Source organism: Umezawaea sp. (assembly GCF_036375055.1).
Lineage (GTDB): Bacteria > Actinomycetota > Actinomycetes > Mycobacteriales > Pseudonocardiaceae > Umezawaea.
In genome coordinates, this window is the sequence record NZ_DASUSQ010000068.1 from 1 (window position 1) to 22,962 (window position 22,962).

16 protein-coding genes and 2 tRNA genes are annotated in these 22,962 nt (G+C 70.5%); 2 read left to right on the top strand and 16 right to left on the bottom strand.

All coding sequences use genetic code 11. From position 1 onward, the window contains the following. Positions 1-246 precede the first annotated feature (246 nt). Both leuD and leuC read right to left on the bottom strand, forming a co-directional pair. Positions 247-849, bottom strand: a complete 603-nt coding sequence (gene leuD / locus VFZ92_RS18710) for a 3-isopropylmalate dehydratase small subunit (protein WP_330877242.1) — start codon at positions 847-849, stop codon at positions 247-249. A gap of 18 nt (positions 850-867) precedes the next feature. Beyond that, positions 868-2,271 carry a 3-isopropylmalate dehydratase large subunit gene (gene leuC, locus VFZ92_RS18715; RefSeq protein WP_330877243.1) on the bottom strand — a complete coding sequence of 468 codons (1,404 nt, stop codon included), beginning with the start codon at positions 2,269-2,271 and terminating at the stop codon, positions 868-870. A gap of 99 nt (positions 2,272-2,370) precedes the next feature. Between leuC and VFZ92_RS18720 the strand changes: the two genes are divergently transcribed. Further along, positions 2,371-3,072 carry an IclR family transcriptional regulator gene (locus tag VFZ92_RS18720; protein ID WP_330877244.1) on the top strand — a complete coding sequence of 234 codons (702 nt, stop codon included), beginning with the start codon at positions 2,371-2,373 and terminating at the stop codon, positions 3,070-3,072. A gap of 270 nt (positions 3,073-3,342) precedes the next feature. Here the strand turns inward: VFZ92_RS18720 and VFZ92_RS18725 are convergent. The 4 genes from VFZ92_RS18725 to gltX all read right to left on the bottom strand — a co-directional run bounded on the left by VFZ92_RS18725 (position 3,343) and on the right by gltX (position 6,044). Continuing rightward, a tRNA-Glu gene (locus VFZ92_RS18725) sits at positions 3,343-3,415 on the bottom strand. A gap of 81 nt (positions 3,416-3,496) precedes the next feature. Beyond that, a tRNA-Gln gene (locus VFZ92_RS18730) sits at positions 3,497-3,568 on the bottom strand. A gap of 143 nt (positions 3,569-3,711) precedes the next feature. After that, positions 3,712-4,395, bottom strand: a complete 684-nt coding sequence (locus VFZ92_RS18735; protein WP_330877257.1) for an HAD family hydrolase — start codon at positions 4,393-4,395, stop codon at positions 3,712-3,714. 158 nt (positions 4,396-4,553) lie between these two features. Then, entirely contained in the window at positions 4,554-6,044 is a 1,491-nt protein-coding gene (gltX, locus tag VFZ92_RS18740) for a glutamate--tRNA ligase (RefSeq protein WP_330877245.1), read from the bottom strand. A gap of 94 nt (positions 6,045-6,138) precedes the next feature. Between gltX and VFZ92_RS18745 the strand changes: the two genes are divergently transcribed. Beyond that, the gene (locus VFZ92_RS18745; RefSeq protein ID WP_330877246.1) at positions 6,139-7,386 is read left to right on the top strand and encodes an FAD-dependent oxidoreductase; all 1,248 of its coding nucleotides are present in this window, start codon (positions 6,139-6,141) and stop codon (positions 7,384-7,386) included. A 270-nt stretch (positions 7,387-7,656) separates the two neighbouring features. Here the strand turns inward: VFZ92_RS18745 and VFZ92_RS18755 are convergent, their stop codons facing one another. The 10 genes from VFZ92_RS18755 to serA form a co-directional block, all read right to left on the bottom strand. Further along, complete coding sequence (locus tag VFZ92_RS18755) at positions 7,657-8,430, bottom strand: fumarylacetoacetate hydrolase family protein (protein ID WP_330877247.1); 774 nt, start codon at positions 8,428-8,430, stop codon at positions 7,657-7,659. Between the two features lie 10 nt (positions 8,431-8,440). Further along, entirely contained in the window at positions 8,441-10,039 is a 1,599-nt protein-coding gene (gene cimA, locus VFZ92_RS18760; protein WP_330877248.1) for a citramalate synthase, read from the bottom strand. A 243-nt stretch (positions 10,040-10,282) separates the two neighbouring features. Further along, entirely contained in the window at positions 10,283-10,933 is a 651-nt protein-coding gene (locus tag VFZ92_RS18765; protein ID WP_330877249.1) for a hypothetical protein, read from the bottom strand. Further along, positions 10,930-11,907: an ABC transporter substrate-binding protein gene (locus tag VFZ92_RS18770; protein WP_330877250.1), complete on the bottom strand. Its 978-nt coding sequence runs from the start codon at positions 11,905-11,907 to the stop codon at positions 10,930-10,932. Before VFZ92_RS18770 ends, VFZ92_RS18765 begins: the two co-directional genes overlap by 4 nt. Continuing rightward, complete coding sequence (locus tag VFZ92_RS18775) at positions 11,904-12,668, bottom strand: ABC transporter ATP-binding protein (RefSeq protein ID WP_330877251.1); 765 nt, start codon at positions 12,666-12,668, stop codon at positions 11,904-11,906. The genes VFZ92_RS18770 and VFZ92_RS18775 overlap by 4 nt, the downstream gene beginning before the upstream one ends. After that, on the bottom strand, positions 12,668-13,714 hold the full coding sequence (locus VFZ92_RS18780) for an iron ABC transporter permease (RefSeq protein ID WP_330877252.1): 1,047 nt from the start codon (positions 13,712-13,714) through the stop codon (positions 12,668-12,670). Before VFZ92_RS18780 ends, VFZ92_RS18775 begins: the two co-directional genes overlap by 1 nt. A 264-nt stretch (positions 13,715-13,978) precedes the next feature. After that, a complete protein-coding gene (locus VFZ92_RS18785) occupies positions 13,979-15,613 on the bottom strand; it encodes a discoidin domain-containing protein (protein WP_330877253.1) in 1,635 nt (544 codons plus the stop codon). Between the two features lie 162 nt (positions 15,614-15,775). Further along, positions 15,776-16,810: a 3-isopropylmalate dehydrogenase gene (locus tag VFZ92_RS18790; protein ID WP_330877254.1), complete on the bottom strand. Its 1,035-nt coding sequence runs from the start codon at positions 16,808-16,810 to the stop codon at positions 15,776-15,778. A gap of 235 nt (positions 16,811-17,045) precedes the next feature. Next, positions 17,046-20,336, bottom strand: a complete 3,291-nt coding sequence (locus tag VFZ92_RS18795) for a S8 family peptidase (protein ID WP_330877255.1) — start codon at positions 20,334-20,336, stop codon at positions 17,046-17,048. A gap of 331 nt (positions 20,337-20,667) precedes the next feature. Next, positions 20,668-22,266, bottom strand: a complete 1,599-nt coding sequence (gene serA, locus VFZ92_RS18800) for a phosphoglycerate dehydrogenase (protein WP_330877256.1) — start codon at positions 22,264-22,266, stop codon at positions 20,668-20,670. Positions 22,267-22,962 lie beyond the last annotated feature (696 nt).

The window sequence follows — 22,962 nt, forward strand, 5'->3', positions numbered from 1 at the left end:
GGCGGTCTTCTTGTCTCCAAGGCGCTCGGCGAGCGCCTCGATGAGCTGGGCCTTATTCACCGTCAGTCCCTCCCAGGACGCTCACGGCCCTAAGAGACGGGCCGACTAGAACGCAACGGTAGGCCCAAAACGCGAGAAATACCAATCGCCACGCCAGATTTTTCGTTGTGGCGTGGCTAATTGCGCCCCTTCGAGGGACAGGAGGCGCCGGATTCGCCCCTCTGGAGGGGAGAATCCGGCCCCCTCTCAGACCGCCGGAAGCGGATCCGTTGTGGGCAACCAAGTCTGGCGACTGGCCTCGAATCCGCTGATCTCGGCCTCGTGGCGCAGCGTCAAAGCGATGTCGTCGAGGCCCTCCAGAAGGCGCCAGCGGGTGTAGTCGTCGATCTCGAACGGGGCTACCAAGTCCTTGGCGCGAACGGTCTTGTCGGTGAGGTCCACGGTGACCGGCGTGCCGGGTTCGGACTCCAGCAGCTTCCACAGCAGCTCGACATCGGACTGGCTGCACTGCGCCGCCACGAGGCCCTGCTTGCCCGCGTTGCCCCGGAAGATGTCGGCGAACCGGGAGGAGATCACCACCCGGAAGCCGTAGTCCATGAGCGCCCAGACGGCGTGCTCGCGGGAGGACCCGGTGCCGAAGTCGGGGCCGGCGACCAGCACGGAGCCCGCCTTGAACGGCTCCTGGTTGAGGATGAAGTGCTCGTCACCCCGCCAGGCGGCGAACAGGCCGTCCTCGAACCCGGTGCGGGTGACCCGCTTCAGGTAGACGGCCGGGATGATCTGGTCGGTGTCCACGTTGGACCTGCGCAGCGGCACGCCGACGCCGGTGTGGGTGGTGAACGCGTCCATGGTGTCCGTGATCCCTTCTCAGGCCAGGTCATCGGGGGAGGAGAGGGTGCCGCGCACGGCCGTGGCGGCCGCCACGAGCGGCGAGACGAGGTGGGTGCGCCCGCCCTTGCCCTGCCTGCCCTCGAAGTTCCGGTTGGACGTGGAGGCGCTGCGCTCACCGGGTTTGAGCTGGTCCGGGTTCATGCCGAGGCACATGGAACAGCCCGCCTGGCGCCACTCGGCACCCGCCTCCAGGAAGACCTCGTGCAGCCCTTCGGATTCCGCCTGGGCCCGGACGCGCATGGAGCCGGGCACCACGAGCATGCGCACGCCGTCGGCCACCCGGTGCCCGCGCAGCACGGCCGCGGCGGCCCTGAGGTCCTCGATGCGCCCGTTCGTGCACGACCCGAGGAACACCGTGTCCACGCTGATGTCCCGCAGCGGCGTGCCCGGTTCGAGGCCCATGTAGGTCAGCGCCTTCTCGGCCGCGACCCGCTCGTTGTCGTCGCCGATCGCCTCGGGGTCCGGCACGGAGGCGCTCAACGGCAGCCCCTGTCCGGGGTTCGTGCCCCACGTGACGAAGGGGGTCAGGCTGCTCGCGTCGATGTGGACCTCGCGGTCGAAGACCGCGTCCTCGTCCGTGCGCAGGGTCTTCCAGTACTCGACCGCGGCATCCCATTCGGCACCAACGGAAGCGTGCGGACGCCCCTTGAGGTACTCGAACGTCACCTCGTCCGGTGCGATCATCCCGGCCCGCGCACCAGCCTCGATGGACATGTTGCACACCGTCATCCGGGCTTCCACCGACAGCGCCTCGATGGCCGCGCCCCGGTATTCGAGCACGTAGCCCTGCCCGCCACCGGTGCCGATCTCCGCGATGACCGCGAGGATCACGTCCTTCGCCGTCACCCCCTCGCGCAGCTCGCCGTCGACCGTGATGGCCATGGTCTTGAACGGCCGCAGCGGCAACGTCTGCGTCGCCATCACGTGCTCGACCTCGGACGTGCCGATGCCGAAGGCGAGCGCGCCGAACGCGCCGTGCGTGGAGGTGTGGCTGTCGCCGCACACCACCGTCATGCCGGGCTGCGTGAGCCCGAGCTGCGGCCCGACGACGTGCACGATGCCCTGCTCCACGTCGCCCATGGGGTGCAGCCGCACCCCGAACTCGGCGCAGTTCGCGCGCAGCGTGTCCACCTGCGTGCGCGACACGAGGTCCGCGATCGGCTGGTCGATGTCGACCGTCGGGACGTTGTGGTCCTCGGTCGCGATCGTCAGGTCGACCCGCCGCAGCCCGCGCCCGGCGAGCCGCAGCCCGTCGAACGCCTGCGGACTGGTCACTTCGTGCAGCAGGTGGAGGTCGATGTAGAGGAGGTCCGGCTCAGCACCGTCTCCGTGGCGCACGACGTGCGCCTCCCACACCTTCTCCGCGAGTGTGCGGCCCATCGCTTCATCCCCATCGGTCCGTGGGTGGGAGCTCCATCCGGAGCGGGGGCTCCCGATAACTTCTGGACTTCCCAGATACCGGGAAGTTAGTATCGCGCTGTGGGACAGCATAGCGGGATCGGCGTGCTGGACAAGGCTGTGGCCGTGTTGAACGCCGTCGCGAAGGATCCGTGTGGACTGGCAGAACTCTGCAACCGAACAGGCTTGCCCAGGGCGACGGCACACCGCCTGGCAGTGGGCCTGGAGGTCCACCGCCTCCTCCGACGGGGCTCAGACGGCCGCTGGCGTCCAGGCGCGGCACTGGCGGAACTGGCGGGCGGCGCGACCGACCCCCTGCTCGACGCGGCGGCCTCGGTGCTGCCCCGCCTGCGCGACATCACCGGTGAGAGCGTCCAGCTCTACCGCCGGGACGGCATGCAACGGATCTGCGTCTCGGCGGCCGAACCGCCCAGCGGCCTGCGGGACACCGTCCCCATAGGCGCCAGGCTCCCCATGACCGCAGGCTCGGGCGCGAAGGTCCTGGCGGCGTGGTCCGATCCGGGCACCCAACGCTCGGTCCTGGCGGACGCCGTCTACGGCGAACGCACCCTCCTGGAGGTCCGCCGCCGCGGCTGGGCCCAAAGCGTCGCAGAACGCGAACCAGGCGTGGCCAGCGTCAGCGCCCCGGTAAGGGACAGCGCGGGCCAAGTAGTGGCGGCGATCTCGGTATCGGGCCCGATAGACCGCATGGGCAGACGCCCCGGCGCGAGGTGGGCAGCAGATCTACTGGCAGCGGCGGAAGCGTTGCAATCCCGCCTCTGACCAAGAACTCGAGGAAGCACCAAGAGGGACTCCCAAGAATCCCGCTCCCACCACCAGCCACGTTTACCAAAGGCCGTGAGCACCACCTCACGGCCTTTGGCGCCAGCAGCACCCGAGTAGGCACCACGATCCCGGCGCACACTTCTCACCTGCACATACCGGGGGCGCAGGAGGGCGAAGCCCGCCCTGCCCGGGGTCTGGGGCGAGAGCCCAGAACAAAAGCGAAAGATCCCCATACGCGCTATCCGCGTATGGGGATCTTTCAATCTGTAGCCCCGATGGGATTCGAACCCACGCTACCGCCTTGAGAGGGCGGCGTCCTAGGCCGCTAGACGACGGGGCCCTAGGTAATTCAATTGTCTTGCACTTACCGGTCTTGCTCGGTGCGGGAGTAGCGTATCAGACTCTGATTTCTACTCTGCAGCTGGGGTACCAGGACTCGAACCTAGACTGACTGAACCAGAATCAGCCGTGCTGCCAATTACACCATACCCCAATGTTTTCCCGATCCGCTCTCCCGCTCTTCGCGCTGAGGGCCGCTCGTTCCAACGAGATGAATACTAGACCACGGTGGCCGCAGAAGTGAAATCGGCCCCCACCCCAACCCATCGGGCGAGGTGAGGGCCGGTGTGGAGCCGTTCAGGCGTGCGCGGTGGAGAGTTCGCAGACGAGCAGTTCGGGCAACTCGGCGAGCGTGCTGATGGTGCTGATGCCCGCGGGCATCGCGCCCTCGCGGGGCCCCTGGCGGTTGAGCCACACACCGCGCATCCCGGCGTCGCGCGCCCCGATGGCGTCGGCGTGCAGCCGGTCGCCCACGTGCACGGTCTCGGTGAGCGGGACACCGAGGTCGGAGCAGGCGGTGTCGAAGATCATGCGGTCCGGCTTCGCGGCGCCGACCTCGCCCGCGATCAGCACGGTGTCGAAGTACTCGGCGAGCCCCAGCGCGGCGATCTTGACCCGCTGGTGGTGACCGGAGGCGTTGCTCACGGCGGCGATGGGCAGGCCGGTGGCGCGGAGCCACTCCAAGCAGGGGACGACGTCCGGGAACAGGCTCCAGCCGTCGGCGAGGACCTCCTGGCGGCGCATCTCGCGACGCGTGGCCTCCGCCTGGTCGAGGTCCTCGCCGAGGGCGGCGAAGAAGGCACGGGTGCGGATGTTCCGCATCGTCTCGTACCGCAGTTCTCCCGCCAGCAGCCTGGCGCAGTGGTCGTCGGTGATCCGCTGCCACAACGTCCACGCGTCGGCGTTACCCACCATCGAGGCCAACGCGGCTCGAGACGAGGTGCTGTAGTCGACGAGCGTGTCGTCGACGTCGAGCGAGATTGCGCGGATTTCGCCGGTTCTCTTGAGCGTGAAAGTCGGGGACGCAGTTGTCACCCCGTGAGGCTAGGTGCGATCACCCCTCGGCCGATTCGGCTAAGGAGGTGATATCTGGTGACTCTTGCACGGTCAAGCACCGCTGGAGCCACCGAACGCACCAGTCAGGCTGCCCCGAGCGCACGAAGCAATCGGCCGATCGAGCGATCCTCGCCCAGCAGTTCCATGGATTCGTAGAGCGGCGGCGACACCGTCCGGCCGGTGACGGCGACCCGCACGGGGGCGAACGCCTTCTTCGGCTTGAGGCCCAGTCCGTCCACAAGGGACGTCTTGAGCGCGTCCTGGATCGACTCGGTGGTCCACTCGTCGAGGGCCCGGAGGGCGTCGATCGCCGCACGCAGCACGGGTTCGGCATCAGGACCCAGGGCCTTGGCGGCGGACGCGGGCTCCGGCGCGAAGTCCTCCTCGGCCACGAACAGGAATCGGACCATCTCCGAACATTCGGACAGCAGACCGAGTCGTTCTTGGACGAGCGGCGCGATGGCGGCCAGCGTGGCGACCTGCTCGGTGCTCGGCTCGACGGGCAGCACGCCGTCCGCCGCGAGGTAGGGCAGCACGGCGCTGGTGAACTGCTCGACGGGCAGCGCGCGCAGGTGCGTCCCGTTGATCGCCTCGGCCTTCTTGAGGTCGAAGCGGGCGGGGTTCGAGCTGACCTTGGCGATGTCGAAGGCCGCGTACATCTCCTCGACGCTGAAGATGTCGTTGTCCTCGGCGATGGACCAGCCGAGCAGCGCGAGGTAGTTCAGCAGGCCCTCGGGCAGGAAGCCCAGATCGCGGTAGTGGAACAGGTTCGACTGGGGGTCCCGCTTGGACAGCTTCTTGTTGCCGTCGCCCGTCACGGTGGGCAGGTGGCCGAACTCGGGGGTGAACCCGGTCACGCCGATGCGCTGGAGCGCCTGGTACAGCCCGATCTGGCGGGGCGTGGACGGCAGGAGGTCCTCGCCGCGCAGGACGTGGGTGATCCCCATCAGCGCGTCGTCGACCGGGTTCACGAACGGGTAGAGCGGAACCCCGTTGGCCCGCACCATGACCGGGTCCGGCGTGCTGCCCGCCTTGAAGGTGATCTCGCCGCGGACGAGGTCGGTCCACGTGATGTCGCTGTCGGGCATCCGCAGGCGCAGCACGGGTTCGCGGCCCTCGGCGCGGAACGCGGCCTTCCGCTCCTCGGTGAGGTCGCGGTCGAAGTTGTCGTAGCCGAGCTTCGGGTCCTGGCCCGCGGCCTTGCGCCGGGCCTCGACCTCGTCGTTGGTGGAGAACGACTCGTAGAGCTCGTCGGCGGCGAACAGGCGCTTGGCCACGTCCTCGTGGATCGAGCGCCGCAGGCTCTGCCGGTACGGCTCGTGGGGGCCGCCGACCTCGGGGCCCTCGTCCCAGTCGAGGCCCAGCCAGCGCAGGGCTTCCAGGAGTGATTCGTACGACTCCTCGGAGTCGCGCGCGGCGTCGGTGTCCTCGACGCGGAAGACGACCTTGCCGCCGCTGTGCCGGGCGAAAGCCCAGTTGAACAGGGCGGTGCGGATCAGCCCGACGTGCGGCGTACCCGTCGGCGACGGGCAGAAGCGGACGCGGACCTCTGGGGTTACGGATGCGTTGCTCATGGCCCGATCAGCGTATCCGCCCGTTTCCCCCTTGACCGCACGAGTACCGCGGGAGCACCCTGAGCTTATTCAACTACCGTTGAAATGAGGGGTCATGGAACGGAGCACGTGCGTCGTCGTCGGGGGCGGACCGGCCGGGATGGTGCTGGGGCTGCTGCTCGCCAGGGCGGGCGTGGAGGTCACCGTGCTGGAGAAGCACGCCGACTTCCTGCGGGACTTCCGGGGCGACACGGTCCACGCGTCCACGCTCACGCTGCTGGACGAACTGGGGCTCGGCCCGGCGTTCGCCGAGGTCCCCCACCAGCTCCTGGAGCGGATCCGGGTGCTGCTGGACAGCGGGCCCGCGACCGTGGCGGACCTGAGGAGGCTGCCCGGTCCGCACAAGCACATCGCGTTCGTGCCGCAGTGGGACTTCCTCGACCTGCTGGCCGACGCGGGCAGGCTGGAGCCGACCTTCTCGCTGCGGATGGGCACCGCGTTCACCGGGCTGCGCAGGCAGGGCTCGAAGGTCACCGGCGTCCGCTACCGCACCGCGGACGGCGTCGAGGGCGAGATCGCCGCGGACCTGGTCGTGGCCGCCGACGGCCGCGGGTCGCTGGTGCGCGCGGAAGCGGGCCTGCCCGTGCACTCGTTCGGCACGCCGATGGACGTGTGGTGGTTCCGCGTGCCGCGCCGGGAGGACGACCCCGCGGGCGGTCTGGGGCGGTTCGGCAGGGGCAGCGGGCTGGTCATGCTCGACCGGGGCGACTACTTCCAGATCGCGTTCCTGATCCGCAAGGGCTCGGACCGGATGCTGCGCGACGCGGGCGTCCAGTCGTTCCGCGACCGCGTGGTCGCGCTGGTGCCGATGCTCGCCGACCGGGTGGACGCGGTCACCTCGCTCGACGACGTGAAGCTGCTCGACGTGAAGCTCGACCGGTTGCGCCGCTGGCACGCCGACGGGGTGCTGTGCATCGGTGACGCGGCGCACGCCATGTCGCCGATCGGCGGCGTCGGCATCAACCTGGCGGTGCAGGACGCGGTCGCCGCCGCCACGCTCCTCGCGGCGCCGCTGCGGCGCGGGCGGGTCACACCCGCGGAACTCGCGAAGGTGCGGCGCAGGCGCCTGCTGCCGACCGCCGTCACCCAGACCGTGCAGCGGGTGGTCCAGAACGCCTTCCTGCGGCGCGCGCTCGACGGGGAGGTCGACGTCGGCGGCGCGGGCACGCCCCTGCCGCTGCGCGTGCTCCAGCGGTTCCCCGCGCTCCAGGCCGTTCCGGCGTACGCGGTCGCCATCGGGCTGCGGCCCGAGCACGCGCCCGCGTTCGCCCGCCGGGAGCCCGCGAGGATCGAGCGGACCTAGGCGCCCGGCTCCACCGCGCCCGACTCGTCGAGCACCATCGCCACGGCGTGGGCCCGGTCCCTGGCGCAGAGCTCGCGGAGGATCGCCCGGACGTGCGATTCCACCGTGTCCGCGCTGAGGAACAGGGGAAGTTACCCGCGAGTACGGCAACGCGGTACCCGCGCCCGCGAGGTTGGGCCGACCAGCTCAGGCCGAACGCGGCCCCGCTGGTCGGCGCAAACCTTTGCGGGTGGGCTTTCGCCAGTTGAGCGACCTGGCGCGGTGACCGTCCTAGCGGTTGGCCACGGCGTTGGTCAGCGTGCCGAGGCCCTCGACGGTCACGGACACCGACTGGCCCGCCTTCATCGGCCCGACGCCCGCGGGGGTGCCGGTCAGGATGACGTCCAGCGGGCGGAGCGTCATGACCGCGCTGATGTACTCGATCAGCTCGCCGATGTCGAAGATCAGCTGCGAGGTCCGGCCCTCCTGCACGACCTCGCCGTCCAGCTCGGTGCGGATGGCGACGTCGCTGGGGTCGAACTCGGTCTCCACCCACGGGCCGAGCGGGCAGAACGTGTCGAAGCCCTTGGCGCGGGTGAACTGCACGTCGGCCTTCTGGAGGTCGCGCGCGGTCACGTCGTTCGCGATCGTGTAGCCGAGGATCGACTGCCGGGCGCGCGCGGCGGGGATGTCGCGACCGCCCATGCCGATCACGACGGCCAGCTCGCCCTCGAAGTCGACGCGCTCGGAGACGGCGGGCAGCTTGATCTCGGCGTTCGGGCCGATGACCGCGGTGTTCGGCTTGAAGAAGAGCAGCGGGTTCTCGGGGACCTCGTTGCCCAGTTCGGCGGCGTGCGCGGCGTAGTTGCGGCCGACGCCGATGATCTTGGGCGGGAGGAACGGGGCGAGCAGCCGGACGTCCGCCAGCGGCCAGCGCCGACCCGTGAGGGTCGGCGTGCCGCCGAAGGGTTCGTCCTTGATCTCGACGGCCGTCAGGTCGTCGCCCTCGCCCTCGATCTTGGCGAAGGCGAGTCCATCGGGCTGGGCGATTCGGGCGATGCGCACGACACCCAGCCTAAACCAGGGCGCGCACCCGCATCGCCTTGTGCACGAGAGCGTCGCAGAGGGCCAGCCAGCTCGCCTCCACGATGTTGCCGTGCACGCCGACCGTCGTCCACGTGCGCTCGCCGTCGGTCGACTCCACGAGCACGCGGGTGACCGCGTCCGTGCCGGGGTCCTCGGCGAGGATGCGCACCTTGTAGTCGGACAGCTCCACACTGTCCAACCAGGACAGGTGCGGCAGCAGCGCCTTGCGCAGCGCGGCGTCCAGCGCGTGCACCGGCCCGTTGCCCTCGGCCGTCTCGATGACCCGCTCGCCCGCCACGTGCACCTTCACCGTGGCCTCGGACACGATCTCGCCGTCCGGGCGCCGGTCCAGCACGACCCGGTAGGACTCCAGCAGGAACGGCGCCTCGTCCAGTTCGGACAGCTCGCCGCGGAGCAGCAGTTCGAGGGAGGCGTCCGCGGCCTCGAACGACCAGCCCCGCGCCTCCAGCTCCTTCACCCTGCGCACGGCGTTCGTGACCGCTTCGGGCCGACGGGCCAGGTCCATTCCGAACTCACGTCCCTTGAGCTCGAGACTCGCCCGGCCCGCCATCTCGGTGACCAGTACCCGCATGCCGTTGCCGACGGTGTCCGGATCGATGTGGTTGTACAGCTCCGGATCGACCTTGATCGCGCTCGCGTGCAGTCCCGCCTTGTGGGCGAAGGCCGACGCCCCCACGTACGCCTGGTGGGTGTGGGGGGCGATGTTCGCGATCTCGGCGAGGGCATGGGAGACGCGGGTGAGCTCGGCCAGCGATTCGGTGGGTAGCACCGGAAGGCCGAGCTTGGTCACGAGGTTCCCGACGACGGCGAACAGGTCGGCGTTGCCCGCCCGTTCGCCGTACCCGTTCGCGGTGCACTGGACGTGGGTCGCCCCCGCCTGCACCGCCGCCACGGTGTTCGCCACCGCGCAGGACGTGTCGTCCTGGCAGTGGATCCCGACGCGGAATCCCGTGCGGGAGATCACCTGCTCGACCGTCTCGGCGAGCCCCAGCGGGAGCTGGCCGCCGTTCGTGTCGCACAGGACGACGACGTCCGCCCCACCGTCCACCGCGGACTGCAAGACCCGCAGCGCGCAGTCGGGGTCGTAGGCGTAGCCGTCGAAGAAGTGCTCGGCGTCGACGAAGACCCGCCTGCCGTGCTCCACCAGGTGGCGCACGGTGTCGCGGACCATCGCGCAGTTCTCCTCGACGTCCGTGCGCAGGGCCAGTTCCACGTGCCTGCGGTCCGACTTCGCCACGAGCGTGACGACCTCGGTCCGCGCGTCCAGCAGGGCCTTGACCTGCGGGTCCTCGTGGGCCTTCACGCCTGCCCTGCGGGTGGCGCCGAACGCGACGAGCTTGGCGTGCCGCAGTTCCAGCTCCCCGGCCGCCGCCCGCGCGAAGAACTCCGTGTCCTTCGGCATCGCACCCGGCCAGCCGCCCTCCACGAACCCCACGCCGAGGCCGTCCAGCAGGCGTGCGACGGCCAGCTTGTCCGTCACGGAGTACGTGATGCCCTCGCGCTGCGCACCGTCCCGCAGCGTGGTGTCGAAGACGTGGAAGGTGTCGCCGAGCGGGAGGCTGCTCACGGGTTTCTCCTGGCCAGTGGTGGTGGGTGGCGGTGTCCGGAAAACAAAAAGACCCCCCGCGGGATGCGAGAGGTCAGCGCGCCGGGTGCTGGGGAAGCACCTACCCGGCGCGCTCATCAATAATGATCACGGTGTTCTGAGCCACCCGGCGATGGTGCCACAGGTTCGGCGTCGGTACCAAGCGTCGGACGAGAGTTCCCACATCCTGGGTGGGTGTTCGGGTGGGTGAACAGGACGCCCGTGTCACCGCCGGGACGGCGAGTCCAGCAGCACGCACTCGCCGCAGTAGCCGCCGCCCGCCCGCCACCACTGGCAGCAGGTGCGCCGCCGCGCCCGCCACCCCTCCGCCGTGCCGGTGAGGGTCAGCAGCTCCGCGCGCCCGGTCGCGGCGCGCATCGCCGTCGCGGTCGCCAGCAGGTCGCCCGGCACGCCACCGGCCGCCATCCGCGCGGCCACCGCGCCGATGAGGCCCACGGGATTGCCCCACAGCTCCTTCTCCCGCGCCCCGAGCGCGACGAGCGAGCGGGCCAGCGGGGCGAAGAAGGCGTCGACGTCGGCCCACCACCCGCGGACGTCCACCGGTCGCCGCTCCCGCACCGCCAGGCCCGCCAGCCTGCCGTCGGGCCCCAGCACCGCGTCCGCCGACGCCAGCACCGGGACCGGGAGTCCCCAGTGGACCTCCGGGACCGTCGCGCAGCACGCGAGCCAGCCCGCGCGGAACGCGACGAGCACGACGGCGGCGCGGTGGTGGCGGAAACCGCCGCGCCGCTGCCACTCCTCCACGCACGTCGTGAGGTGGGGGCCGCCCGCCGAGCAGAAGTCGCGCCACGGCACCGCCTCGCCGACGGCCGCGCGCGGCAGGAGCTCGTCGCACCTGGCGAGCCAGTCGGTCATCCGGCGAGGAACTTCGCGAAGGCCTCGATGGCGGCGGGGTTGCGGGGACTCTCGACCAGGGCCGCGTAGGGCAGGACGAAGAACCGCCTGTCCCGGATAGCGGGCACGCCCGCCAGCGGCGCGTAGCCCTCCAGGAACGCCCGCTTCTGCTCGGGGGTGTTGTTGTCGCCGTCGGCGTAGTCGTTGATGAGGATGACGTCGGGGTTGCTCTGCACGACGGGCTCCCAGCCGACGGTGGTCCAGCTGTCGTCGAGGTCGCCGAAGACGTTGTCGCCACCGGCCCTGGTGATGATGTCCTGCGGGGCCGCGTTGCGGCCGGACGTGAACGGCTGGTCGAGCCCGCTGTCGTAGAGGAAGACCTTCGGCCTCGGCTTGCCCGCCATGAGCTTCTCGGCCGCCGCGACCTGCTCCTGGTAGCCGGCGATGAGCCGCTCGGCCCGGTCGGACACGCGGAAGACCGCGCCGAGGTTGCGCAGGTCCTCGTAGAGCGCGTCGAGCGGCGGCATGATGCCGCGCTGCTTGCCGACGCCGTTGCGGCACGCCTCCGTGAGCTGGTAGGTCGGGATGCCCAGCTCCGCCAGCGCGTCCGGCGTGAACCCGGTGCTCTCGGAGAACCCGTAGTTCCAGCCCGCGAAGACGAGGTCGGCGCCCGCGGCCTGCACGACCTCCTTGTTGATCTTCTCGCCGAGCTTGGCCACCCGGTCCCAGTCGGACTTGAACGGCGACGTGGCGAGGTCGGCGGTCTGACCGCTGCCGACCACGTACCCGGCCATCCGGTCGGCCAGGCCGAGCGCGAACATCAGCTCGGTGATGCCGGTGTCGTTGGTGACGACCTTGGCGGGCACGCGGTCGAACGTGACGTCCTGCCCGCAGTTCTCCACGGTCACCGGGTCGGTGGCGGAGGTGTCCCGCGCGACGGTCGCACCGCACGCGGTGGTGCCCAGGACCAGGAAGAGGGCGAGCAGTCGTCTCACGGGGAAACCTCCGGGTGTTCGAAGAGGAGCTGCGGCACGCCGCTGACGGGGTGGGGCACGAGGTGCGCCCGCACGCCGAAGACGGCCTCGACCAGGTCGGGCGTGAGCACGTCGACGGGTTTGCCGCCCGCGACCACCCGACCGCCGTCGAGCACGTGGATGCGGTCGCAGTAGGCGGCCGCGAGGTTGAGGTCGTGCAGGACCATCAGGACGGTCAGCCCGGTGCCCCGCACCAGCGCGAGGACGTCGAGCTGGTGCCTGATGTCGAGGTGGTTCGTCGGTTCGTCCAGCACGAGGACGTCGGGCTCCTGCACGAGCGCCCGCGCGACCAGCACGCGCTGGCGCTCCCCGCCCGAGAGCGTGAGGAAGCTGCGCTCGGCGAGGTGCCCGGCGTCCACCCGCCGCAGCGAGTCGGCGACGAGGTCGCGGTCGCGCCCGGTGTCCCGGTCGAACGCGCCCTTGTGCGGCAACCGTCCCATCGCGACGACCTCGGTCACGGTGAAGTCGAACTCCACGTGGCTGTCCTGGGTCAGCGCCGCGAGGCTGCGCGCGCTCTCCCGCGGCGGCAGGGACAGCAGGTCGCGCCCGTCCAGCAGCACCGCGCCGCCGCTGGGCCTCAGCGCCCGGTAGACGCACCGCAGTGTCGTCGACTTGCCGCTCCCGTTGGGGCCCACGACGCCGACGACCTCACCGGTCCCGGCGGACAGGGAGACGTCGCGCACGATGCCGTCGACCGAGACCCGGTCGAGTTCCAGGTCCATCAGCCGCCCCCGAACACGTAGCCGCGGCGGCGCATGAGGAACACGAAGCACGGCACGCCCAGCGCCGCCGTGATCACCCCCAGCGGCAGCTCCTCCGGTGCCGCGACCAGGCGCGCGGCGACGTCCACCCAGATCAGGAAGCTCGCGCCCGCCAGCGGTGCCACGACCAGCACCCGGCGGTGGTCGGAGCCGACGACCATGCGGACGAGGTGCGGCAGCATCAGCCCGACGAACCCGACGGCGCCGCTCACGGCGACCAGCACACCGGTCATCCCGGCCGTCACGACGAACAGCCGCCGCCTCATCCGCACCACGTCGATCCCCAGCGTCGTGGCGGTCTCGTCACCCATGGACAGCCCGTTGAGCCGCCGGGCGCTCGCGAGCAGGAACGCGGTCCCGGCCGCCACCACCGCGGCGGCCACCGGCAGCGCCCCCCACGTCACGCCGCCGAGGCTGCCCAGCAGCCAGAACATGGCGGCGCGGGCCGCTTCCCCGTGCGGCGCCTGGAACACCAGCAGCAGCGTCAGCGCCTGGAAGCCGTAGGCCATGGCGGTCCCGGTCAGCACCAGCCGCAACGGCGTGAGGCCCGCCCGCGTGCGAGCGGCCAGGTACACCAGGGCGGTGGCGCCGAGCGCCGAGAGGAACGCGGCGGCGGACAAGGCGTAGATCCCCAGCGAGGCGAACAGGCCGAGCGTGGCCACGGCGACCGCGCCCACCGACGCGCCGGAGGAGATGCCCAGGACGTACGGGTCGGCCAGCGCGTTGCGCACCATCGCCTGGACGGCGACGCCGACGACGCTCAGCCCGGCGCCGACGACCGCGGCGAGCAGCACGCGCGGGAGGCGGATGTCCCAGACGATCCGGTACTGGGCGGCGTCGACGGCCTCGACCCGCCCGCCGGTGAACGCGGCCTGGAGGAAGCCGACGACCCGGCCGAACGGGATGCTCACCGGCCCCAGGGCCACGCCGGCCACGACGGACGCGGCCAGCACGACCACCAGGAGCACCACCAGTGGACTGGTTCGGGCCACGCGCACCGCGGTCACGGTCACCTCTCTAACGGGTGGCCTGAGCGCGAGCGACCGCAGTGGTCCCCGTCCCGCGAACCACGGCAGGAGCTGGAGCAGCACGCCGCCGATGGGTGATCGGGCTCGTCCGACCCCGGGGGGCCGGACCTACCGTTGCGGGTCAGCGCCGGATTTCGACCGGACTTCCCCCACGGGCAGCGCTGTGATGCTGTTCGCTCGGGCGATCGGGTGTCAACCCGCCGTGTGCCAGGTCACCCCGGAGGGGGGTGACCCGGCGACCCGTCAGGCGAAGGCCCGCAGCACCGACAGCTGGCCCGCGGGCCAGCCGGTGTTGGCGGTGAACACCAGCCTCAGGTACCGGACCCCACGACCCGGCAGGGTGATCGCGGTGCCCGGCGCGAACGAGTACCCGGCCGCGCCGACCAGCGGCGTGAACGACGCGCCGTCCTGGCTGCCCTCCACCGCGAGGGTCTGCGTCCTCGGGCCCCAGGACGACGGCAGCGCCAGTTCCAGCCGCCGCGGCGCGACCTGCGTTCCCAGGTCGACCTGGACCCACTGCGGGAAGGCGTTGTTGGTGCTCTCCCAGTAGGTGTCGGGGTTGCCGTCGACGGTGTTGGCGCTGCCGTAGCCCTGGGTCTGGCCGCTCTGCGCGGTCGGCTTGCCGCGCGCCAGGTCCACGACGGGCGGCGGTCCCCCGATCACCGGCGGCGTCGGCCGCACGGGCGTCAGCGGGATCTCCCCCTTGAGCATCCGGCCGCCGTCCCCGGTGAGGCGGAGGTAGTAGTCGGCGGAGCAGGCGGTGCCGTCCTCGTCCAGCGCGAGGAAACCCGATCCCACCGGGACGGACGCCTGCGTCTCCGCCGTCTTGGCGATCTGGTTGCCCTCGTTGTACTCGTCGAACATGGAGATGTAGATGCCCTGGGCCCCGAGGCGGACCATGTTGTAGAACTGCCGCCACATGAAGTCGCCGTGCGCGCGGTGCCGGGCCGGGAGGTCCCCCGGCAGGACGCAGGGCTGGTAGTCGATGCCGCGGGCGTCGCACTCGGCCTGGTCGGGCCGGTTGACGTCGGTGTGGAAGCGGTCGGTGTCGGCGACGTTCCCGATCCGGCCGACCATCCACGGCGAGAGCATGTCGAAGGAGCGGTACACCCCGGCGAAACCGGTCCGGGAGTCCTCGGTCCCGGTGCGCCAGTGGGTCGGGACGCCACCGATGACGTAGCAGCCCCGCGCCTTGAACCAGTCGACGACGTCCTGGCAGGGGCCGGGGGCGAACGGTCGGCCGTCGTCGTTGAAGCCGAAGCCCCAGATGCAGACGACGGGTTTGCCGTTCTGCCGGGCGTAGGCGGGCGACGCCGTGTGCGCGGACATCTTGGTGGTCCAGTCGGTCTTGATCTCCGACTGCATGGCGAGCCAGTTGGTGACGTCGTACATGAGGTAGAACTTGCGGCCGTTGGCCTCCGCGGCCGAGCGGACCTTCGCGGCCATGGCGTCGCGGGTCGGGCCCTCGCCGCCGAACGGGTTGAACCGCTGGAGCGCCGCGGTGTCGCAGCCGTTCTCGCGCATCCAGCGGAAGTGGGTGTCCACGGTCTGCTGGTCGTAGCTGGAGAACAGCGTCGCGGGCCTGCCGTCGCCCAGGTTGCCGTACGCCGTCGGGTAGCCGCGGGCGTAGTCCCCCATGTCCGGCCAGGCGGTGATGGCGGTGTTGGACGGGGACGGCGGCCGGCCCCAGTTGTCGCTCCAGTGCCACCAGGCGTTGATGGGCGAGCCGTCGCCGGGGGCGGCGAACCAGCCCTGGTAGCCGACGGTGATCTTGCCGACGACGTCGCCGGGCGGGCTGGCGGCCCGCGCCGCCGCGGGGACCACCCCCGCCAGGGCCGACGCCGCCAGCGCGGATCCGAGGAAAGTCCTGCGTGACACAACCACCGCGATCTCCTTCGTTGGAGGTGCTCGCGGACCAGTGTTGCGCAAGAAGTGAGCAGAATCACGCAAAGAGGCGACAGTCGTGGAGTTTCCGGTCCTGGACGCGGAAGCGCCCGCCGGACCGGTGGTCGGGCGGGCGCTTCCGTGCCGTGCGGGGAATCAGGTCCGGACGTTCGAGGAGACCAGCGCCGCGAGGCGGTCGCCGATCGCGTAGGTGGCCCCCGGCGACTGGTGGTCCCTGGTGGCGAGGTCGAAGGCCACGGAGGCCTCGATCCGCCGCGCCGACTCGTGCTCGCCGAGGTGGTCGAGCATCAGCGCGACCGACAGCACGGCGGCCGTCGGGTCCGCGATGCCCTGGCCCGCGATGTCCGGCGCGCTGCCGTGCACCGGCTCGAACATGCTCGGGTTGCGCCGGGTCACGTCGAGGTTGCCGCTGGCCGCGAGGCCGATGCCGCCGGTCACCGCCGCCGCGAGGTCCGTGAGGATGTCGCCGAACAGGTTGTCGGTGACGATCACGTCGTAGCGGCCGGGGTCGGTGACGAGGTGGATCGTGGCCGCGTCGACGTGCTGGTAGGAGACGGTGACCTCCGGGTGCTGGAGGGACACCTCCTCCACCACGCGCGACCACAGCGAGCCCGCGTGGGTCAGGACGTTCGTCTTGTGCACCAGCGTGACGTGCCTGCGCGGCCTGTTGGACGCGCGGGCGAACGCGTCGCGGACGACCCGCTCGACGCCGAACGAGGTGTTGATGCTGACCTCGGTGGCGATCTCGTGCGGGGTGTCCTTGCGCAGGAGGCCGCCGTTGCCCGCGTACAGGCCCTCGGTGCCCTCCCGCACGACGACCAGGTCGATCTCCGGCGCGTCGGCCAACGGGCTGCGCACGCCGGGGTACAGCCGCGCGGGCCGCAGGTTCACGTGGTGGTCGAGTTCGAAGCGGAGCCGCAGCAGCAGCCCCCGCTCCAGGATTCCGCTGGGCACCGACGGATCGCCGACAGCACCGAGCAAGATCCCGTCGTGCTGGCGCAACTCTCCGAGCACGGACTCGGGCAACAACTCCCCTGTGGCGTGCCAGCGCGCCGCACCGAGGTCGTAACGCGTGATCTCGGCCGCCGGAACGACCTCCCCGAGCACCTTCAGCGCTTCGGCGATGACCTCGGGCCCGATCCCGTCTCCTGGGATCACTGCGAGCCGCATCCACACACCTCCCAGGTATCAGTCCCAATTGTCGGGACTTACTTTCCTTTGCGAAAGGCTACCGGTTATCCGGAGTTCAAACGGTTCTCGGACACACTTTCGTGGCCACTTCTCCCGTACTGCGGGACACCTACACGGTCCATACCACTCTTTCGGGTGTCACCCGCAGTGTGTAACGACACCGGCCGGCCGGGGAAGTCCCCGGCCGGCCGGCACTCGGATGGAGCAGTACTGACTAGTAACCGCCGCCCGAACCGCCCCGCACCTTCACCACGGAGACCTTGTCACCGGTGGCGTTGTGGTGGTTGAGGACGAGCAGGCTGTCGGCCTTGTCCTTGGCCAGCGAGGCGGCGTCGCGGTTGACCACGAGCGCCGTGCCCGGCTTCGCCAGGTACGACAGCGCGGCGTCACCGCCACCCTGCGCGGACAGGCCCGGCTTGAGCGGGTCGAACGAGAACGAGCCGGGGATCGAGTCGATCAGGCCGTTCGTGGTGCCCGGAGCGACGTACAGACCCGCGACGCCCACCTGGTAGGTCACCCGCGAGGTGTCCTCGGTCGGGTCGAGGCCCAGCGCCGTGAGCAGCACCGGCAGGACGACGACGTTGGTGTCGAAGATGTTCGTGTCGACGTCGCCGAACTGGCCGTTGAGGCCCTGGATGTCGACGGTCGCACCGGTCGCGAGGTTCACGGTGGTGGCGACCACCAGGTCCGTGTCGGTCAGCTTGGTGGCGAACGTCTCGAAGTCCGGCACCCCGTCACCCGTGGTGTCGATGTCGACGAACGGGATGGTGTTGCTGCCGATGTTGTACCAGTTGCCCCAGGTCGCGACGCCGAACGCGAGCAGCGACTCCTCGGGGACGCCCTGCGCCTTGGCCAGCGGCGCGGTGGACGCGGCGCCGACGTAGCGGAGGTCGCCGCCCTTGGCGGTGTCGTTGATCGTGCAGTTCTCGGTGACCTTCTTGCCGCACTCCTTGAGCTTGGGCGAGGTGCCCTGGAGCTCCAGGACGCTGATCAGCGAGCGGTACGCCTGCGAACCGGAACCCTGGTTGACGCCCTTGCCCTTGAGGTTCAGGACGGCCTGCTTGTCCTTGCCCTTGAACTGGAGGGAGTCCGCCGTGGTGATCTTCGAGACCGGCTTCGGGGCCGAGTAGACCGGCACCCGCAGCGGAACCGTGGTGCCCGCCTTCGGCGTGAGGACGACGCGACCGGACGCGTCGGCCAGGAACTGGCGCGGCACGTCGAGCTGGAGCGGCTCCACCGTGGAGTCGATCGTCTTGCGCAGCGCGGCCGGGTTGTCGATCTTCAGGGTCACCTTGACCCTGGCGACGCCGCGGGGGCTGATCTTCAGCGAGCCCGAGGAGAGCTGGTAGCTCACGCCGGGGATGGAGGTGATGGCCTCGTAGCCCGCGCTGTACTCGACCCACTTGGTGCTCTTGTTGACCACCTTGATGGTCTTGGACAGCGACACCGGACCGCCGACCTCGACGGTGCCGAAGGAGACGCTCACGTTGCCGGGATCGTCCTGCACCATCGCGAGGACCTGGTTGTCCAGCGCGGCCTTGCCGTCGATCCGGCCGGAACCCACTCGGTTGGGCGCGAAGGTCTTGCCGTTCTCCTTCACGTCGGCGCTCGCGCTGTTCATGATGGCGGCCTTGACCTCTTCGGTCGTCCAGTCCGGGTGCGCCTCGCGGACCAGGGCGGAGATGCCCGAGGTGTGCGGGGCGGCCATCGAGGTGCCGGAGATGACCAGGGTGCCGTTGCCGGAGCCGACCAGCGCCGAGGCGATGGTGTCACCGGGGGCGGCGATGTCCGGCTTCACGACCGGGCCGCGCACACCGCGTGAGGTGAACGAGCTCGGGGTGTCGCTGATGGACTGGTCGTAGGTCGGGGTCGACGTGCGCAGGGCGCCAGCGAGGCGGACCTGGAGCGTGCCCGCGTCCAGCGCGGGGCGGACGGCCGCGGTGGCCGTGCCGGTGAACTGGAAGACCGGGATGGTCGCGTTGCCCGCGATGCCCGCGTTGAAGTTCTCCAGCGAGGACGAGAACAGCGCGCCGACCGCACCGGCGGCCTGGGCGTTGTTCGTGCGCGCGCCGGAACCGCAGCGGCGGGTCGCGTCGACGTCGTCCCACTCCAGCCAGGCGAACTTGCCCGCGACGAGCGCCTTGTCGGCGGCCGAGAACGGCTGGCAGCCGTCGAGGTTCGTCGGGTCGGTCAGCTTCACGACCGGCTTGGTCAGGTCGAGCGTGGCGTAGCCGGTGTAGTTCTGGCTGTACTGGCCGGGCTTCACACCCGTCGCGCCAGCGGGGGCCGTGACCTCGGCGCCGTCGCGCAGCACGAACGCGTCGCGGGTGCTGGCGACGGTCAGGGCCTCGGGCGAGGAACCCGGCGAGCCGCCGATGTCGTAGAGGTCGCCGCCGTTGCCCGCGGAGAACACGGTCAGCACGTTCTTCTTGTTCAGCTTCTTCACGAAGAGGCTGTCGGGGTCGTCCGGTGCGCCGTAGTCCTGGCCCAGCGACAGGTTGACCACGTCGAGGTGGTCGGAGAAGTCGCCGTCACCGTCGGGGTCGAGCGCCCAGTCGAGCGCCACGGAGGTCACGTTGGTCGAGCCCTCGCAGCCGAACACCTTCAGCGCGTACAGCAGCGCCTTGGGGGCCGTGCCGGGGCCGATCTTCATGGCGTTGAGCGCCTCGGGCGTCAGCTTCGTGTAGTCGCCGGTGAACGTGGTGCCGTCGGCGTTGACGCCGAAGCCCGCCGTCGTGCCCGCGACGTGCGAGCCGTGGCTGTTGCAGTCGATCGGGTTCGGGTCCGGCTTCGGCGTGTTGACCGCCGGGTCGTCGCTCTCGCCGTCGTAGCCGTTGCCGACGAAGTCCATGCCGCCGACGACCTTGGCCGTCGGGAAGTACGACGGATCGACCTTGGTCTCGTCGATCGCCTCGAAGGCCTCGGGCGTGCCGGGGCCGCCGAAGTCGGCGTGGGTGTAGTCGATGCCGGTGTCGATGATGCCGACCCGGACGTTCTCACCCAGCCTGCCGTACTGCTGCCACGCCTTGATGGTGTTGGTGAGCTGCACCGCGCTGGAGTTGGTGCGGGTCTTCGGCACCACGGCGCGCACGGACTTCACGTCCGAGCGGTTCGCCAGCTCGCGGACCTTCTGCGCGTCGGCGGTGACGATGACACCGGGGACGCCGTTCGAGGTCCGGGAGACCTCCTTGGTGGAGGAGTCCGTGCTCTTGAGCTGACCCACGACCTGGTCGGTGACCTTGGCCGTGTCGGTCTTGGAGTCCTTGGCGGCCTGCTTGGCCTGCTCCTTGCTCCCGCCCTGGTTCTTCTTCTCGTCGTACGCGTCGACGGCGGGCTTCGCCTCCAGCTCGACGAACGCGGTGACCTTGCCGGTCGTGGTCTTCAGCCGTGGCGAGACCTTGAGCTGCAGGGAAGCGGCGGGAAGACCGCTGGCGGCGGCGACGGCCTCCGCCTTCGGGTCGTCTGCGGCGACCGCGGTGCCCGCGGTGGTGCCGACTACCAGCATCGCGGCGAGCACAGGGCCCGCGGATCTGGCGAGAATGCGAGATCGACTCACAACATGCCCCAACCGAGGCCGGATACGACCGCGCGGGCAGAAGGGAGAGACCAGGTAGGAACTGCCCGCGGGGGTGCCGTGCCCTCTACGGCACCTCGGTCAACCTCGTTGGAGCGAATTTAATCGGTGAACATCACCCGGATATTACTCCGAACGAGTGACGGCACCCACAGAATTGCTTACCAGATGTCAACTGTCACTCGGGCGGGTGTCCGCGCGATATACCCAATCCAGGCAAAGCTCCAGGGGGCGTTCCGGGGCCGGAACGCCCCCTGGGCGATCACTGCTCGAAGCTGACGGAGCTGACCTTGTGCGCGCCGACCGAGGCGCCGATCGGGTCCAGCACCTGGTTGTCCACCGGGCGGTCCACGCGCAGCAGCATGAACGCGTCCGAGCCGTCGGTGGTCTGGCTGATCTGGGCGGCCTCGACGTTCACGCCCGCCTCGCCGAGGAGCGTGCCGACGGTGCCCATGACGCCCGGCCGGTCCGGGTACTCCAGCAGCAGGACGTTGCCCTCGGCCCGCAGGTCGAAGCTGCGGCCGTTGATGCCGACGATCTTCTCGACCTGGTCGAGACCGGTCAGGGTGCCCGACACGCTGAGCACGCTCGCGTCGGCCTGCACGGCGCGCACCGTGACGAGGCTGCGGTGGTTCGCGCTCTCCGGCTCCTTCACCAGGTCGACCGCGACACCCAGCGACGACGCCAGGTTCGGCGCGTTGACGAAGGTGACCTGCTCCTCCACGACGCGCGAGAACACGCCGCGCAGCGCGGCCAGCGGCAGCACGGCGACGTCCTCGTTGGACAGCTCGCCGCGCACCTCGACGGTGACCGAGGTCGGGGCCTTGGTCGACAGCGCGGCCAGCACGGTGCCGAGCTTCTGCACCAGCGGCAGGTACGGGCGGACCTCCTCGCCCACCACGCCACCGCCCTGCACGTTGACCGCGTCCGGCACGAAGTCACCGGCGAGCGCGAGCAGCACCGAGCGCGCGACGTCCGTGCCCGCGCGGTCCTGCGCCTCGGTCGTGGAGGCGCCGAGGTGCGGCGTCACGACGATGCCGGGCACGCCGAACAGCGGGCTCTCGGTGGTCGGCTCGGTGGAGAACACGTCGATGCCCGCACCGCCGACCTGGCCCTCGCGGACCGCGTCGGCCAGCGCCTGCTCGTCGACGAGGCCGCCGCGCGCGGCGTTGACGATGATCACGCCGCGCTTCGCCTTGGCGAGCTGGTCGGCGCCGATCAGACCCTTGGTCTCGGGGGTCTTCGGGAGGTGGATGGAGATCGCGTCCGAGCGCTCCAGCAGCTCTTCGAGGGTGACCAGCTCGATGCCGAGCTGCGCCGCGCGGGCCGCCGACACGTACGGGTCGTAGGCGATGAGCGTGACGCCGAACGCGGCGATGCGGGCCGCGAAGAGCTGCCCGATCTTGCCGAGGCCGACGACGCCGACGGTCTTGCCGTTGAGCTCGATGCCGTTGAAGGAGCTGCGCTTCCAGGTGCCTTCCTGGAGGGTCGCGTGCGCGGCGGGCACCTGCCGCGCGACCGAGAGCAGCAGCGCGACGGCGTGCTCGGCGGCCGACACGATGTTCGACGTGGGCGCGTTCACCACCATGACACCGCGCTCGGTCGCCGCGGGCACCTCGACGTTGTCGAGCCCGACGCCGGCGCGCGCCACGACCTTCAGCCGCGTCGACGCGGCGAGCACCTCGGCGTTCACCTTGGTGGCGGAACGGACGAGCAGCGCGTCGGCGTCGGCGACGGCTTCGAGCAGCGCGGGACGGTCGGTGCCGTCCACGTGGCGCACCTCGATCCCGTCACCGAAAACGTCGAGCACCGAGGGGGCCAGCTTCTCGGCGATCAGGACAACAGGTCGGCTCGTGCTCACGGACGTTGCTCCCAGGGCATCGGGGATCAGATGGGGAGCGCGGGCCGCGGCCGGAATGGCGCCGTCGGCAGCCGCGCCGACCGGCCACGGCAATGTGTCCGGACTGTTAACGAGTCTAGTCAGCGAGGTCTCGTCCACCGACGTCGGGTGTCCCACCTCACCAGCGGATTCAACCGTACGGCCGTCCCGCTGACCTGCGGTCTCATGGTGTGGGAGGGGCGAACGCGGTTCCCCGGAAGTTAGGGGTGACCACCTTCGGGTTGAGTTCCGGACACCTTCGGGCCAGGGCTTGTTCAGCCGCCGCGGATGTGCCCGCAACAGGCCTCACGCCCAAGGCACCCACCCGCCGACGCGACGAGCCCGACCCGAAGCAACCACAGCCACCCCGCCGCAGCCACCTCACCGCCCACACCCGCCAGCCACCACACCGACCCACACCCCTGGCCCACCAACCCACAGCCGCCCAACAGCCCACCAACCCACAGCCGCCAGCCGGCCACCGGACCACAACCACTCGCCAGCTAGCCGCCACCCCGCCACCCCGCCACCCCGCCACCCCGCCAACAAAGCAACCAAACCCGACCGGGCCCCCGGCCCCGACCAAACCCCGACACCATCTCGATCACACTTCTCGTGAACCGTTCCTCCCCCGCACCCACCCCGATGCCTTGCGCACGTCGTGCCTGATTTCGTTTG

Coding starts and splice junctions, on each gene's coding strand:
- leuD (WP_330877242.1), bottom strand. CDS start 849: ATGGACGCGTTCACCACCCACACCGGCGTCGGCGTGCCGCTGCGCAGG.
- leuC (WP_330877243.1), bottom strand. CDS start 2,271: ATGGGCCGCACACTCGCGGAGAAGGTGTGGGAGGCGCACGTCGTGCGC.
- gltX (WP_330877245.1), bottom strand. CDS start 6,044: ATGAGCAACGCATCCGTAACCCCAGAGGTCCGCGTCCGCTTCTGCCCG.
- VFZ92_RS18745 (WP_330877246.1), top strand. CDS start 6,139: ATGGAACGGAGCACGTGCGTCGTCGTCGGGGGCGGACCGGCCGGGATG.
- VFZ92_RS18765 (WP_330877249.1), bottom strand. CDS start 10,933: ATGACCGACTGGCTCGCCAGGTGCGACGAGCTCCTGCCGCGCGCGGCC.
- VFZ92_RS18775 (WP_330877251.1), bottom strand. CDS start 12,668: ATGGACCTGGAACTCGACCGGGTCTCGGTCGACGGCATCGTGCGCGAC.
- VFZ92_RS18790 (WP_330877254.1), bottom strand. CDS start 16,810: ATGCGGCTCGCAGTGATCCCAGGAGACGGGATCGGGCCCGAGGTCATC.
- VFZ92_RS18795 (WP_330877255.1), bottom strand. CDS start 20,336: ATGCTGGTAGTCGGCACCACCGCGGGCACCGCGGTCGCCGCAGACGAC.